Consider the following 16991-nt stretch of genomic DNA (forward strand, 5'->3'; position numbering starts at 1 on the left):
TATACCCCCTGTTATTATTTATTCAATTTATTCTGAACCAGTTCCTTAACTAATTTATCATCTGCCACATATGGTATTGTTATATGATCTGTATCGTTGAATTTATTATTATATTCTATACAAGTTGATATGGAGTTTTCATTTCTAGCCCAAGCCCTTCTTGCTACTCCACCCATTACATCCCAAGGCATTGAAGTTTTAAGGATATTATCTACTCTTTCTGAACCATCTAATACCATTCCAAATCCACCATTTATAGATTTTCCTATTCCTACTCCACCACCATTGTGAAGTGCTATAAGACTCATTCCTCTTGCTGCATTTCCTGCAAAACATTGAGTAGCCATATCTGCCATAATATTACTTCCATCTTTAATATTAGCAGTTTCTCTAAATGGAGAGTCTGTACCTCCTGTATCATGATGGTCTCTACCTAACATTATAGGTCCTACTTCTTTATTTCTAACCATTTCATTAAATTTCAATGCAATTTCCGTTCTTCCTAGTGCATCTTGATATAAAATCCTAGCTTGAGTACCTACTACAAGTCCATTGGCTTCTGCATCTCTTATCCATATATAATTATCTCTGTCTTGACCTCTTCTATCAGGATCTATTATATCCATAGCAGCTTTATCTGTTTTAATTAAATCTTCATGTTTTCCACTTAGACAAACCCATCTAAAAGGCCCATATCCATAATCAAATAACATAGGACCCATTATATCCTCTACATAGGAAGGAAATATAAATCCTTCTGATTCATCTATTCCATTTTTAGAAATGTCCTTTGCACCAGCATCATAAATAGCCTTCATGAAACTATTACCATAGTCAAAGAAATAAGTTCCTTTTTCCACTAGTTTTTTAATTAATTCAAAATGATAGATTAAAGATTCATTTACTAATTTTATAAATTCTTTTTTATCTCTTTCTAACATCTCTGTTCTTTCTTCAAAAGTAATACCCTTTGGACAATATCCTCCATCATAAGGTGCATGGCATGAAGTTTGATCTGATAATAATTCTATATGAACATTATTGTTCACTGCATATTCTAATAAATCTATAATATTACCATGGTATGCAATTGCCACTGGTTCTTTTTTCTCCATGAATTCATGAGCATATGCAAATAATTCTTTTAAATCATCAAAGGATTTATCTATCCAACCCTGATCTAATCTAGTCTTTATTCTTGAATAATCTACTTCCGCTATAATTCCCACACCTTTAGCAATTTTAGTAGCTTTACCCTGTGCTCCACTCATTCCACCTAAACCAGAACTTACAAATAAATGACCTGCTAAATCGCCGTCTTCTTTAACTCCTAGTTTCATTCTACCTGCATTTAAAATTGTATTATATGTTCCATGAACAATACCTTGAGGTCCTATATACATCCAGCCACCTGCTGTCATTTGTCCATAGTTGGCAACTCCCATTGCTTGAGCCTTTATCCAGTGTTCTTGATCATCGAAAGCACCTATCATAAGTGCATTTGTTATAATTACCCTAGGACTTGTAATAGATGATTTAAATAGACCTACTGGGTGTCCTGAAGCAATTACTAAAGTTTGCTCATTAGTTAATTCTTCTAAATATTTCTTAATTAAACTATATTGCATCCAGTTTTGGCATACTTGACCTGTTTCTCCATAAGTAACTAATTCATAAGGATATAATGCTACATCAAAATCAAGATTATTATCTATCATTACTTGAAACGCTTTACCTTCTATACATTTTCCCTTATACTCATCTATTGATTTTCCTTTAATATTTCCTTCTGGTCTATATCTATATCCATATATTCTTCCATGGGTTAATAATTCATCTAAAAACTCTGGAGCTAATTTTTCATGTAATTCCTCTGGTACATATCTTAAAGCATTTTTAAGAGCAATTTCTATTTCTCTTTGAGTTAAATTTAATTCTCTTTTCGGAGCCCTTCTTATTTTATCTTCAAACTTTGGTTCTGCCGGCAAATCATTTCCTAACTTAATAGTCATGGCTTGAGAAATCTCTAAATTATTAATCATCAACTATCCCTCCTATAATAATTTTCCAACTTCTTTTTCAACTGCATTAACTATCTCTTCACTTTTGATTATATCCTCTGATTTATTTATATCACAAGACATAACCCTATCATCTTCCATAAAAGGAATATTCTCTCTTACTATATTATAAACTATATTGGTTCCTTTTCCTAATCCTTTATTTTCTCTTAAATCTATTCCTTGACAAGCAGCTAATATTTCCATTGCTAGGACTTTCCTTACATTTCCTAATATCTCTCTAGCCTTTCTTGCTGCAATAGTTCCCATAGATACATGGTCTTCTTGATTAGCAGAAGATGGTATTGAATCTACACTGGCTGGATGAGCCAATACTTTATTTTCTGATACTAAAGATGCTGCTGAATATTGCACTATCATAAACCCTGAATTAAGTCCACCTTTTTCAACTAAAAATGCAGGTAATCCATTACTCAAAGCTGGATTTACTAATCTTTCCAATCTTCTTTCAGATATGTTTGCAAGTTCAGATAAACCTATTCCTAAGAAATCGAAACTTAGAGCCATTGGCTGACCATGGAAGTTTCCACCTGAAATTATTTCTTCTTCCTCTACAAATATTAAAGGATTATCTGTTGCTGAATTCATTTCTATTTCTATTTTTTCCTTTACATATTTAAAGCAATCCTTACTTCCACCATGAATTTGAGGTAAACATCTTAAAGAATAAGCATCTTGTACCCTAACTTCTCCTTGTCTTGTAGTCATATCACTATTTTCTAATAGTGTTAATAGGTTTTTAGCTGTATTAATTTGTCCTTCATGAGCTCTCACTTTATGAACTCTAGGATCAAAAGCATCAGTTATACCATTTAAAGCCTCTATTGTTAATGAAGCTGCAATATCAGCTGTTTTACTTAAAACTATAGAATCGTGTATTGTCAATGCTCCAATTGATGTCATTACTTGGGTTCCATTAATTAATGCTAACCCTTCTTTTGATGTTAATTCAACAGTTTGTATATTTGCTTTTTCCATTGCCTCTTTACCAGACATTCTTTTTCCTTCATATATAGCCTCACCTTCACCTATCATAACTAGTACCATATGGGAAAGTGGCGCTAAATCCCCACTGGCTCCAAGGGAACCTTTTTCTGGAATAATAGGATGAACCTTTTTATTTAACATTTCTACTAATGTATTTAATGTAGATAATCTTATACCAGAAAAACCTTTAGATAAAGCATTGGCTCTAAGTAACATAATTCCCCTAACTACTTCCTCATCTAAGGGATTGCCTACTCCACAAGCATGACTTATAATCAGATTTCTTTGTAATGTTTTTGTTTCCTCTCCAGTGATTACAACATCACTGAACTTTCCAAATCCAGTAGTTATACCGTATACTACTTTATTTTCATCTACAAGCTTATCTACTAAAGCTCTGGCTTTTTCTACTTTTGCAATAGCCTCCTGTGATAATTCTACTTCTTTTCCCATTCTTGCAACCTCTACAAATTCCTCTAGAGTTAGATTATTACCGTCTATAAATATTTTCTCCATGTTACAACCTCCCATTTAAATTTATTGTTATATTTCATTAGTTAGGTAAAGTGTATAAAAAAACCACAGACAATTGTCTGTGGTCTTATTTTGATTCAATTTTCTTAAAATAATCGGTCTATTAATCATAATATCCCCTACTTTAAAATATTAGAAATTTAAAAGCTTAAGCTAATTATAACACAATATAATAGAAAATAGTAAACATATTTTATATTATGGCAGAAAATATATTACCGAAGTTTTTAGATAAATTAAAGTTATCAAAATCAAACTCTTTATTTTTAATAGAAGTAGAAATATATAAAATTCCCTTCACATTACCATTGTTTATCAGCGGCAGAACTATGATAGATTTCCAGTTTGGCAGCCCTGATAATACATCAATATTTTCAATATTATCCCAGTCTATTAAGAACTCACCTTTTCTAGTCTCTATTATTCTATTAATAATTTTATAGTTTATATCTACATCTTCTATCCAATCATCATTAAACCTGGCTCTGCTAAGAGTTCTTTTTATCTCTTTATTGTCGATAAACATTACCGTTGCCCATTCTGCATCTAGAGTCTCTATTATTCTACCTAAAAATATAAATGTCTTTTCTTCAATAGTTTGATTTTCTTTTATTAATTCGAGAATATTGATAATAGCTAACATATTTCGATTATCCTCTTCAGTATTTCCTGTTAATATACCAGCTAATTTATCAACTCTATTTATTGTATTGTCCATCTGTGTATTCCATATAACAGATTTATTTCTGCCAGTTTCTTTTGCATAATATAGAGCTTGATCTGCCTTCTCAATTAATTCTTCTTTAAATTGACTATGTTGTGGATAAAGAGATATTCCTATACTTACAGTAACTAAATGATCAATTCCTTGAATTCTCAACTTTTCAACATTTTCACGTATTTTTTCTGAAATGTTTTTGGCTTCAGATTCTTTAGTATTCTTAAGCAATACAACAAACTCTTCTCCTCCATATCTCGCTACTATATCAGAGCTTCTCACCGTTGATTTCAACGTTTCCCCTATTAAGGCAAGAATTTCGTCTCCCTTTCTATGTCCATAGACATCATTTATATTCTTAAACTTATCAATATCTAACATTAAAAGAGAAAAACTTCCACCTATGGATTTAGTGTAGTTAATAAGCTCTGTTAGTTTTCCTTCATAATACTTTCTAGTAAATACACCTGTAAGCTTATCTTGAATAGCCATTAGTTTTAACTTATTATTCTCCAGATTAATAAATGCTAAATTAGATAGATTTTTAACCAGTTCAAGCCTTTGAATGTCGAATCTATTAAGGACTTTATCGGTTTCTAAATAAATATAGCCTTGACCACGATTTTCTTCGTATATAATTTTTCTTCTCTCTGTTTTTCTATTAATTTCTTCATTAGATTTGAATATTGGTACACATATTATTCCCTTTATATCATTAGATAAAAAATCCCTATATTTCTGATTATATATAGTTTGGAAATTATTATTTATTAAAATGCCCATTTTATGTTTATCTGTTAGAGCTAAAACTTCTTTATTAATTTTATAATCCAATTTATCATCTAAGGATGAAAAGATTATATAATCTTTCTCTTTTTCATCATAGCCTATAATAAAACCTTTTTTAGCAAAAGTTTCTTTTCCTAAATAATTTAATATTATATCTAAATTGTATTTAAAATCATCGGTAAATCTAGATATTAATTGATCTGTATTATTAATATCTAGAACCTTATCCCAATAATCTAATTTAATTATCTCTACTAATTCTTTGCTTCCTATTACATCTATTATAGAAGTAATATTAAAAAAGCAGTTTAAATCCTTTTCATCTATTTCTTCTAATGAAGTATAATCTATTTCATGGTTATATTCATTTTTTACAGCTGTTACAAGTTTTTCTTTTATTAAGTTCCCTTTTTTACTTTTAATGTAACTAAATTTCAATTCTGGATCTGGTATTTCTAAACTTAATCTATAAAGTCGGTCTAAGGAATCTAATAAATATTTAATAGATTCTTTATATTTGTTTTTAGAGTAAAGTATAAATCCTATTATTATATTGAGATATAAATTCATAGAAAATATTTTGTCTTTACGAAGACCTTCCTCCATAAAAATCAAATTTTCAATGGAAGTCTCTGAAAAATCTAAAGAATATAATATTATTTCTCTTATTTTATCTAGAAAATCTATCTTTGCTGAATTTGCTAAATCTGCATCTTCTTCAATTAGTTCTAAGGCATAACTTTTATTTTCATTTAGAAGACAAATAATTGATATATATAAAAGAGATTTTCTTCTATCTTGTATAAATTCTGTATTTCTATATAGATTTCTTAGTTCTTCTATTTCCTCTTTATTTAAGATAGATTTATTAAAAAATTCAAACCAAAGGATCATTAGCTTACTATTTAGATAATCACGTATATTACAATCCTTTGAAAAATCTTGAACAATATTATATGCCTCTATGGCTTTCTCCCATTGTCCAAAGCATCCATAAAACTCTCCTAAAAACTCATGATATTGTAGGTTAATTTCCAAGTCAGTTATATTTTTGGATTCAAACACTTCTTTTAAATATAAATAGCATCCATATGCCTTTGTATATTCTGATGTTGCAATATATATAATGCCTAAGTTAATATGAGCTAAAACAGTGATTTTAAAGTCTTGAAGTTCTAAACTCCCCTGTCTTGCTTCTTCTATATAGTTTAGAGCATCATCAAATTCATAATTCATCATATATGATTCTGCTATATTATTTAAAAATACTATTTCCACCTCTTGAAAACCGTTTTTCTTAGCAATGGCTAAGCCTTTCTTATAATATTCCATAGATTTTTGACTATTAGCATAATGCTCTGCGTATATAATTCCAATATTATTTATAGGCCTAGTAATTTCCATGAAATCCCCTACAGATTCATGGTAGAAAATGCTCTTTTTATAGTTTTCTATTGCTTTATTTGTGTTTCCACTTAAAGTTTTTATTAATCCCAGTCTATTGTAAAGAGTTCCTAGATAAGTTATAATTTCATTGTTTTTAGATAATTTTATTCCTTTATTTAGATATTCTTCAGCCTCTTTTAATTCTCCACTGACTATTTCAAATTTCGCCTTTAGAGCTAAGGCCTTTATTTGACCTTCAATAATATCATGCTCTTTAGAAATTTTTTCTATGGATTCTATCTCTTTTAGAGCCTCTTCCTTTTCACCTTTTCTAAAATAAATATCCGCAATCACAGATTTACTCTTAATTATATGGTTAAAATTCTTTAATAAATTTGCACTTTTTTGATATTCTTCTAAATATGATTTTCCCCTATCTGTTTCATCTTTTAAATAGTAAATATTTACTAAATTTTCTAATATTTCAAGTTTTACATTTCCATCATGATCTTTTACTATATCGTAGGCCTGTTCCCATAAAAACTTAGCCTGACTTCCATATTTGTTTTCAATCTTTTTTATCTCTTCAAAGATAATGTCTAAAGCTTTACTACCTTGATTAGATTTAATTAAATGATATAGTAATTCTTCTAATATGAAGCTTGTACTCTCATCATCAAAATTCTGAATAACTTTAGCTGCTTTTGTATGTAAGATTATCTTTTCTTCTTCAGGTATTTGACTATATATTAACTTCTTTAACTCACTACTATTTATATTGTAACTATATCCCCAGTCTGCTACCTTTTCATCAATTAATTTTAAAGATATTAATTCGTTTAATATCTTTTCTATATTCTTCTGCTCTATTTCCAACATTCCAAGTAATATTCTTTTATGTGGTTTATCACCAAATATTGACATTACTTTAAATATATCAAAATATTTTTCTTTAATTATATTCAATTGTTTTGAAAAATCATCATCTATACTTAACTGAATATATAAGTCCTCATAACTATCAACCTTTAGTCTCCATCTTCCTAAAGGACTCATATATAACTCTCCTATACTAAATAGATGTTTAATTATGTATTCAATTCGTCTTGGATTTCCCTGGCTTTCCTTAAATAAAACAGATGCCAAATTATAAGGTACATAGGATATACCTAGTATACTTTGAACTAATTCTCCGATTTCTTCTAAATTTAATTTATGTGATTCCATAGATAATATATAGTCTTCATTTTTCCATTGATTTATTTTTTCTTCTACTAGGGGATTTATATTTTCATAGTTTTTATCATAGGAAAAAATAAAAAACAAGTTATTGCTTATTGTATTTTGAATTAAGTAGTCTAAAATCATTATAAAGGTAGTGTTACATTTTTGAATATCATCGATAATAATATAAATAATCTTGTCTTTAGATAATTCTATAAAATAATTTGAAATTCTATTATATAGTCTAAATCTTTCTATCTTCTGATTTAAATCTGTGTCTACTTCTTCATCTATATTCAGTCTTAGTTCAGGTAATATTTTAGAAAGTTCACTTCTATACTTTTCTATGAGTTCTGATGGTGTATCTTTTATTGATTGTTTCAAAATGTTGGACATATCTAATAGATGATTGCCTTTATCATTATATATCTCAATGAAATATACATCTCTACCTTTCATCTTAAGTTTATAGGATATTTCACTGAGAAACCTCGTTTTTCCTACTCCCAAATCTGCATTATAAATCAGGCCCCTCAAAGTATTTGCACCCCGCAAGATATTGTCGTCTATGGATAAAATTTTTTCAACTTCTTTTTTTCTTCCTATTATCCTATCCTTAAAATATAAGACATTTCTTGCCGTTACTAAATCATAAGAATAGCTAAAATTAAAAACAGTTGCTATTTTATCTACAATCTCTATTAAGTTTAAGTCTTTATTTATGAAATCTCGCTTGGTAAGTTGTTTTATTATGCTATTTAATATGTCTTTTTGCTCTTCAGTTATTGAGCCCATATCCTTATATCTAAAAGCGTCTATATCGTCGGTAGTAAAATCTTCTAATAATAAGTATTTTATCAATGTTCCTATTGAATAATAGTCTGTTTTTTTATCATTTCGTTCCTTATTAATCAATGCTTCCGGCAATATAAAACATCTTGATAAATCATCGTAATGAGAATTATGTCTTTTTTCAATATTGGTAGGTAAGTCCATGAGCTTAATGTTTCTATCTTCTGTTATAAATATTTCTGAAGGGCTTAATAATTTATATGTAAATCCTCTAAAATGTAAAAAATCAATTACTATCATAGTATCAAGAATGATCTTTAGCCTTTCATGAAAATCTAGCTTATCTTTTATATGGCTTAGTCTAGACCCTTCAACATATTCAACTATTGAATAGTATAGTAACATATTTGTTTTTTTAGTATCTATTGTCTTTACTAAATTAAATGATTCAGAGGATAATAAATACTTATGACGAATATTTGATAGATGAATGAAGTTGTCCGTAAAATAATCAATAATTTGATTTTGGATATTATGATTATAAAGTTTCATCAACTGTGTTTTATCACCTTCCCATAAATCACATACTTTATACTGTTCATAATAAAAAGTATCATCTAAGCTATTTTCAATTTTGTATCTATTATCTATAATTCTCATTATATCCCCTCTTTTTTATGCCTAATCTAATCTTGAGATTCATTTTTCATAGCCTCATATAAAGCCTTTAATCCCAAGTCTAGTCTTTCTTTATCCCCATCTTTAAAGTCACTTAGTTTCCCCGATAAAAATTCAATTCGTTTATTTAATACCTTTTCTAAAATATCATATCCCTTAGGCAATACCTCTACTCTAACCACTCTCTTATCCTTGTCATCTTTTTTTCTAGCTACTAAATCCGCCTTCTCCATTCTATCTATAAGGTCTGTAATAGTACTACAAGCTAGAGCCATATTCTGGCTTAATTCCCCTATAGTCATATTTCCCTTATTGATTAATATTTGTAGAGCTGAAAATTGAGGTACAGTAATATTAAAATCAGCTAATATCACTCTACCTTTTTTCCTTATAATATAATCTACTTTTCTTAAATATCTTTCTATATTAGCTACACTTTCATAGCCTGTATTTTGGTTCATCTAAATCCTCTCCTTCATCTTAACCTTTAGCTTATTATATAATAATTCTAAAGGCATTCGGTACTATTTCAAAGGTAGCTGGCAGCGTTCCTCCATATTCGCCATCTAAATCAATGGGAACATCTCTATTAGCTTTTAGCTTTACACTCTTTGATTTAAAATAAAGTACATTTGGATGATTGATATGTTCACCACTAAATATATTGATAAAGATACTTGCTAAGTCCGGAACTCCAGATTTTTTTATAATCACTACATCTAATAACCCATCAAGAACATCAGCCTCTGGTGCTAATTTTTTAAATCCCCCAATAGAGGAGCTATTAGATATAATAAATAGTAATACCTCTTCATTTAAAGAGTATTCATCACTTTCTATATTTAGTTCTATAGATTCTAAATTTTGAAGAGTTATTTCTTTCAAACCTTCTATATAATAGGCTAACCTACCTAGAACCATTTTCGTCTCAGGTAATACTTGATATCCTACATTTGATAAAATTCCGCCTGCTGCCACATTAACGAAGTACTCATCATTAACTTTTCCTAAATCCACATCTATGAATTTTTCTCTTTTTATCATCTCATAGAATTCATTAATATTTTTTGGGATTTTCATATAATTGGCAAAATCATTTACTGTTCCAGATGACAAAATAGCTACAGGTACCTTTCTTTTACTATGAGCTATTCCCTTCGCTACTTCATTTACCGTCCCATCTCCACCACTGACAATTATAATATCCCAATCTCCTTCGCAGGCTTTAATAGTCTCTAACATAGCATCATTTTTTTTTTTAGTAATAAACTTATTTACTAAATATCCATCATCTAATAATAGTTTGCATAGACGATCTAATCTTCTTTCTGTAGATTGTCTTCCCGAAGATGGATTAAATATTACCTTAACTTTTTTCATAAAACTCAGCCTCTCATCATATAGTAATTTGTATATTTATATATTTGTATGCAATTTAAATATAATTTATTTATCTACGTAATATTATATCTATTATACCAATAATCTAATAATTGTAAAAGAATTTTAAGAATTTGCTTTACAATACTAGGTGTTTCTGTACTAAAAAAAGATAAGAATCTATATAGACCCTTATCTTTTTTTAATAATATTTTTTATACTATCGATTATATCTAAAATTAATTTTAGATAACCATCGAAGTTTTTTATGTTGTTTTGAAAGGAAAATGCTGTTTCTGATATACTTTCTGCAACTATATCAAAGGTTTCATAAGCTTTATGAGTTGTATTTTCAATGGAATCAGTCATTGAACTTATATCCTTTGTTATTTCATTTATATTGCAAACTGTACTATTTATTTCTGGAGCTATTTCCTCTAAAACGTTGTCCACATTTTTTGTAATAGATTGGACATTTTCACTTATAGTAGGTAATTGTTTCAGTATAGAGTCAATTTCTTTTACATTTGACTCCATTATTGTGTCTGCCTTAGATATTATCTTATTTAAGTTCTTTAATATCAAGATTAAATACGTTAGAGCACCAATACCTAACAAAAAAAGGATTAGTCTAAATAAATCTTGAACAGTAAGGGTTGCATTCATTGTCTATTCCCCCTTACTCTAATTCTCTCTCATCATCTTCCATTTCCTCTTCTTCTGGTTCTTCCTCTATTATATCTATATCCTCTATATCTTCTACTTCTTCTATGATATCTTCTTTGGCTTCTCTTGCCTTTCCTTTGATCTCATCATAAACATTTTTAATTTCTGACTTTACTTTTTCTTGGAAATCCTTTCCTGCTTCCATTTGCTCATTTACTGTGTTTTTTATATTTTCTGTTACTTCCTTAGTCTTCTCAGATATATCTTTTCTCGTTTCCTTTCCAGACTTAGGAGCCAATAAAAGACCAGCAGCAGCACCTACTGCTGTACCTATGACTGTTCCAGCAGCAAACTTCTTAGCAGTTTCCATTCTCTTTTCTCTTTCAATTTTTCTCTTTTTTTCTTCAATAAGCCTATTTATCATTTTTTTCTCCCCTTTTCTATATCATATCTAAATTATCCTTTATTTTTTACCCCGAAATAGAATTTATAATCAAGATATATTGGTTATTTTAGACATTAAAACTTTTCTTTCAGTATTTTTTGTAATTCTGCTGCTTGATAGCCACATTCTTCAGCAAATTTTTTAAATATATCTGCTACTTCACTATCATTTACTTTCTTAGAATGAACCTCATAATCCCTTATCATTTCTTGTGAATCCAATATCATCTTTTTTAAGATTTCCTTTGTAGTTAATTCCATAATATACCTCCTGAAGTTTATTTAATGGTTTCTAATTAATTGTCCCTCATTATTAAATATTTTATACTTTTAATAAAAAATATTTTAAATATTCCTTCATTTTAAATATATATCCTTTATAATATATATTAAGAAATTATTTTAGGTATAGAAAGTTTAAGAATTATTCTAATAAGGGGGTATTACAACTTGTCAATTTTTTTTAATCTAAAAGATTTTTTCTCAAAACAAAAATGGAACTATTTAATTGGGGTGATATGGCTTTTAATAATAGACTCTGTACAATTAGTAGTTCCTCAACTTTTAAGGGGATTAACAAACGCTTTCCAAGACAATGGATTAAACAACAAGATAATATTAAAGTATGTATTTTTAATTTTACTAACTGGTGTTACCATTGCTGTTGGACGTTTTTTTTGGAGAATATATATTTTAGGTACTTCTAGGGAACTAGAGTATTATTTAAGAAAAAGGATATTTAATCATTTATTATCTTTATCTCCAAACTATTTTAATACTCATAAAACTGGAGATTTAATGGCCCATGCTACAAACGATGTCAATGCTGTTAGGATGGCAATTGGACAGGGTACTATAATGATTGTAGATTCTCTATTTATGATAGTTTTATCCTTAATCATGATGATAAAAACTACAAATATTAGATTGGCTTTTATTGCTTTATTTACATTGCCATTTATCGTTATTATAGTAAGTAGATTTGGTAAAATCATTCATAAGCGTTTTAGGATAGTTCAAGAAGCTTTTTCTGACCTCACTGATATTACTCAGGAAAGTTTCTCTGGCATTCGAGTAGTAAAGTCTTTCGTACAAGAAGATCTTATCCAAAATAAGTTTGCTGGAGTAAATAAAGATAATCTGAAGAAAAATTTAAGTTTAGTTAAAATCTCTGGAACTTTCCATCCATTTATCCAATTAGTATCTTCCATTAGTTTTCTCTTAGTTATTCTTTATGGTGGTAAGGAAGTAATATTAAATAAAATCTCATTAGGTGATTTTATTGCTTTCAATTCTTATTTAGGTCTGTTGGTGTGGCCAATGATGGCTCTAGGCTGGGTTATAAATATATTTCAAAGAGGAGCTGCCTCAATGGATAGAATAAATCTTATTTTAGCAGAAACTCCAGAGATAGTTAATAGCTTGAATTCTATTGAATTAGAAAATCCAAAGGGAAAAATCCAATTTAAAAATGTTAACTTTAAGTATCCAGGATCTGATAACTATGCTTTAGAAAATATAAGTTTTTCTATAGAACAGGGAAAATCTCTAGCTATAATTGGTAGAACAGGCAGTGGAAAATCCACCATTGTAAGCATACTCCTTAGGCTTTATGATATTCAGCAGGGTAATATATTATTTGATGATATAGATATTAAAGACTTATCTTTAATGTCCCTCAGAGAAAATATAGGCTATGTTCCACAGGATAATTTCTTATTTTCTAATACTATAGAAGAAAATATTGCTTTTTCGTTCGATGAGCCTATATCTCCTGAAAGAGTTATAAGAGCTGCTAAACTGTCTGAAGTTTATAATAATATAGTAGAATTTGAGAATGGTTTTGAAACTATTTTAGGCGAACGAGGAGTTACATTGTCAGGTGGTCAAAAACAAAGAACTTCCATAGCTCGTGCCTTAATTAAAGAACCTTCCGTCCTTATATTAGATGATAGTTTATCTAGTGTAGATACGGAAACTGAAGAAAAAATATTAAATAATTTAAAAACCATAATGAATTCAAAAACTACTATTATAATTAGTCATAGAATATCTACTATTAAAGACTGTGATGAAATCATTTTCTTGACCGATGGCAAGATTACTGAAAGAGGAACACATGAATCTCTTTTATTAGATAATGGTTCATATAAAGAGCTATATGAAAATCAGTTGTTAGAAGAAAAAATAGTTAATAATTAGGGGGTAAATAATGAGTAAAGAATATCATGATGATGAAATAATAGGAAAATCCTATGACAGTAAATTGATGAGACGACTTCTGCAATATGCTAAACCTTATTTTTTTCATTTGCTCCTAGCTATTATTATGATGATTGCTATTACAGGCTTAGAGCTTTTAAGACCCTATTTACTTAAGATAACCATAGACGACTATTTATCTGGCTATACAAAACCTATGTATGAAATGGAAATCAATTCTCCTTATGAAGGAACTATATTTAATGATAAGAAATATATAAGAGTCAATTCTATAAAAGAAATAGACAAATTAAAATTAGAAAATTATCCAGTTGTAAATATAATCAAAGAAGATGGAAAATATTATCTTGGAGATTATAAAGATGAATCAATTAAAGATAGAGTTCTTTTAGATAATGAGTCTTATATGGATTTTAGAAACCCAGATATTAAAGGTATCAACAATATATCTCTCATTTTTCTAATTTCTATTATACTTGCTTTTACATTTAACTATGCTCAAATGCTAATTTTAAATTATACATCTCAAAAAATTATTTTTAATATAAGACAAGAGATATTTACACATATTCAAAGCCTTTCCATATCTTTTTTTGATAAGAATCCTATTGGGAGACTCGTCACTAGAGTTACCAACGATACTGAAACTTTAAATGAAATGTATACGTCTGTCTTAGTAAATTTATTTAAAGATATATTTGTCCTTATAGGTATTATATTTATTATGATTAAGATGAATTTAACTTTGGCTTTAATTTCCTTTGCCTTAGTTCCTTTAATCATTGTGGCATCTATTATCTTTAGAAAAAAAATCAGAGTAGTATATAGATTGGCAAGAGCGCAATTATCTAAGATAAATTCTACCTTAAATGAAAACTTGACGGGAATAAGAATAATCCATATCTTTAGGAAAGAAGAAAAAATTTCAAATCAGTTTGATAAAATAAATCAAGATTATTTAACAACTGCAAAAAAAGAAATTACCCTTTTTGCCATATTTAGACCTTCCATAGAAGTAATTCGTTCGATAGGCATAGCCCTCATTATATATTATGGTGGTGGGCAAGTTATTTCAAATGCGATAGAATTTGGAGTATTATATGCATTTATAGAATATCTACAGAGATTCTTTGAACCAATCCTTGATTTAACTGAAAAATATAATATACTTCAATCTGCCATGGCCTCAAGTGAAAGGATCTTTCATATATTGGATAACACTGATATAATTGAAAATCCTAATAGTCCTATGAATATTGACAATATAAAGGGTAAAATTGAATTTAAAAACGTTTGGTTTGCCTATGAATCTGATAACTGGGTACTAAAAGATATTAACTTCACCATAAATCCTGGTGAAACTATTGCTTTTGTCGGAGCAACGGGAGCTGGAAAATCTTCTATTATGAATTTAATCACTAGATTTTATGATGTACAGAAAGGTGAAATATTAATAGATGGTGTTAATATAAAAGAATATGACAAATATGAATTACGACAAAAAATAGGAGTAGTATTACAGGATGTCTTCTTATTTACTGGAACCATAGAAGATAATATTAGACTAAATAAGCTTGAAATCTCTGATGAAAAGATTATAGAAGTTGCTAAATATGTCAATGCAGATCATTTTATAAATAAACTCCCTCTTAAATATAAGGAAGCTGTAATGGAAAGGGGTTCAACATTATCTTCTGGAGAAAGGCAACTTTTATCCTTTGCAAGAACTTTAGCCTATAACCCTAGTATATTAATACTAGACGAAGCCACATCAAGTATAGATACAGAAACTGAACTATTAATTCAAGATGCCCTTGAAAAATTAATTAAAGGTAGAACTAGTATTGCTGTTGCCCACAGATTATCTACTATTCAACACGCCGATAAAATTATAGTTCTTAGTAAGGGTAACATTAAAGAAATGGGGACTCATCAAGAGTTGCTATCTATGGAAGGAATGTATTATGATTTATATAGACTTCAATATAAGGAAGACTTTGCTAAATAGTTCTTTACTATTCCTCTATTCTTTAGTAAAATGCTTTATAAATAAAACTTTAGGAGTGTTAATTAAATGTACGACTTTCATCTTCATAGTGAATATTCCATTGACTCCAAAGCATCTATGGAATCCATGGTATTAGCTGCCATTGATAGGAATTTAAAAAGCATATGCTTTACTGATCATGTTGATTTAGATTCTACTGCACAAAGAATTGATTTTGTATTTAGAACATCTGATTATTTTAGAAATATCAGGCGAGTAAGATATAAATATATGAAAGACATTGAAATACTTGCAGGTGTAGAAATAGGAATTCAACCTCAGTTATTTGAAAGATATAATGAATTTATTGATAATAATAATTTTGACTTTGTTTTAATGTCTATTCACTCAGTAAATAAGTTAGATATACATGCTGAAAGCTTTACTAAAGGAATTGAACCTATAAAGGCTTTAGAAGCATACTATAATGATATGTATGATTGTGTGAAACATTTTAATAATTTTGATGTTTTAGGTCATTTAGATTATATTGATAGATATTTTGAAGATTATTCTGCTATTCCAAAATATAATGAATATTATTATATAATAGAAGCCATATTAAAAGTTTTAATTGCAAATGGTAAGGGAATTGAAGTAAATACTGCAGGAGTGAGATATGGCTTAGGATATTTCCACCCTAAGATTCAAATATTAAAATTATATAAGGAATTAGGAGGAGAAATAATAACCATAGGCTCTGATTCTCATAGCCCTGACACCATAGGATATGAATATAAAGCTGTGGAAAAGATGTTAAAGGAATTAGGATTTAAATATATTCACATTTTCAAAGAAAGAAAAAAGTTCCCTATAAACATTATATAAGAGCATAAAAAATCCTCTTAGGCGAAACCTAAGAGGATTTTTCCCGCAATGCCGTCAACTGAGGTAATTCATACCCGCCTTCTAAAAGGGGGGTTTCTTGTTAACATATTCTAACGTCCCCTCGAAGGGGCATGTTATCCAATGTTAAACCCAGACTCCCATGTCTGTTATGTCGGTTGAATTAACAAAGCCAACGCACATCGCAGAGCTAATT

Annotated in this window: 11 protein-coding genes and 1 other RNA gene; 3 read left to right on the forward strand and 9 right to left on the reverse strand. The window is 28.8% G+C overall.

The genetic code is table 11. The annotated features are described in order from the left end of the window. Positions 1 to 14 precede the first annotated feature (14 nt). From RBU61_RS09365 to RBU61_RS09400, 8 genes are all read right to left on the reverse strand, one after another. Complete coding sequence (locus RBU61_RS09365) at positions 15 to 2042, reverse strand: urocanate hydratase (protein WP_308879528.1); 2028 nt, start codon at positions 2040 to 2042, stop codon at positions 15 to 17. Positions 2043 to 2054: 12 nt separating this feature from the next. After that, complete coding sequence (hutH, locus tag RBU61_RS09370; protein WP_308879530.1) at positions 2055 to 3584, reverse strand: histidine ammonia-lyase; 1530 nt, start codon at positions 3582 to 3584, stop codon at positions 2055 to 2057. Between the two features lie 211 nt (positions 3585 to 3795). Further along, positions 3796 to 9171 (reverse strand): diguanylate cyclase, encoded by a 5376-nt coding sequence (locus tag RBU61_RS09375; protein ID WP_308879532.1) that lies wholly within the window; start codon positions 9169 to 9171, stop codon positions 3796 to 3798. A 26-nt stretch (positions 9172 to 9197) separates the two neighbouring features. Next, on the reverse strand, positions 9198 to 9650 hold the full coding sequence (locus RBU61_RS09380; protein ID WP_308879534.1) for a MarR family transcriptional regulator: 453 nt from the start codon (positions 9648 to 9650) through the stop codon (positions 9198 to 9200). A 34-nt stretch (positions 9651 to 9684) separates the two neighbouring features. Further along, complete coding sequence (locus RBU61_RS09385; RefSeq protein ID WP_308879536.1) at positions 9685 to 10569, reverse strand: YegS/Rv2252/BmrU family lipid kinase; 885 nt, start codon at positions 10567 to 10569, stop codon at positions 9685 to 9687. Between the two features lie 192 nt (positions 10570 to 10761). Beyond that, on the reverse strand, positions 10762 to 11235 hold the full coding sequence (locus RBU61_RS09390) for a hypothetical protein (protein WP_308879538.1): 474 nt from the start codon (positions 11233 to 11235) through the stop codon (positions 10762 to 10764). A 13-nt stretch (positions 11236 to 11248) separates the two neighbouring features. Next, on the reverse strand, positions 11249 to 11659 hold the full coding sequence (locus RBU61_RS09395; protein ID WP_308879540.1) for a YtxH domain-containing protein: 411 nt from the start codon (positions 11657 to 11659) through the stop codon (positions 11249 to 11251). Between the two features lie 95 nt (positions 11660 to 11754). After that, on the reverse strand, positions 11755 to 11940 hold the full coding sequence (locus tag RBU61_RS09400) for a hypothetical protein (RefSeq protein ID WP_308879542.1): 186 nt from the start codon (positions 11938 to 11940) through the stop codon (positions 11755 to 11757). A gap of 189 nt (positions 11941 to 12129) precedes the next feature. Here RBU61_RS09400 and RBU61_RS09405 point away from each other — a divergent pair, with 189 nt between their 5' ends. The 3 genes from RBU61_RS09405 to RBU61_RS09415 all read left to right on the forward strand — a co-directional run bounded on the left by RBU61_RS09405 (position 12130) and on the right by RBU61_RS09415 (position 16777). Further along, complete coding sequence (locus tag RBU61_RS09405) at positions 12130 to 13881, forward strand: ABC transporter ATP-binding protein (protein WP_308879543.1); 1752 nt, start codon at positions 12130 to 12132, stop codon at positions 13879 to 13881. A gap of 10 nt (positions 13882 to 13891) precedes the next feature. Next, complete coding sequence (locus RBU61_RS09410) at positions 13892 to 15910, forward strand: ABC transporter ATP-binding protein (RefSeq protein ID WP_308879546.1); 2019 nt, start codon at positions 13892 to 13894, stop codon at positions 15908 to 15910. A 66-nt stretch (positions 15911 to 15976) separates the two neighbouring features. Continuing rightward, the gene (locus tag RBU61_RS09415) at positions 15977 to 16777 is read left to right on the forward strand and encodes a histidinol-phosphatase HisJ family protein (RefSeq protein WP_308879548.1); all 801 of its coding nucleotides are present in this window, start codon (positions 15977 to 15979) and stop codon (positions 16775 to 16777) included. Between the two features lie 36 nt (positions 16778 to 16813). On the opposite strand, the gene ssrS is transcribed toward RBU61_RS09415, so the two are convergent. Further along, positions 16814 to 16989, reverse strand: a non-coding RNA gene (gene ssrS, locus RBU61_RS09420) — 6S RNA. Positions 16990 to 16991 lie beyond the last annotated feature (2 nt).

This window comes from Tissierella sp. MB52-C2 (assembly GCF_030931715.1).
GTDB lineage: Bacteria > Bacillota > Clostridia > Tissierellales > Tissierellaceae > Tissierella.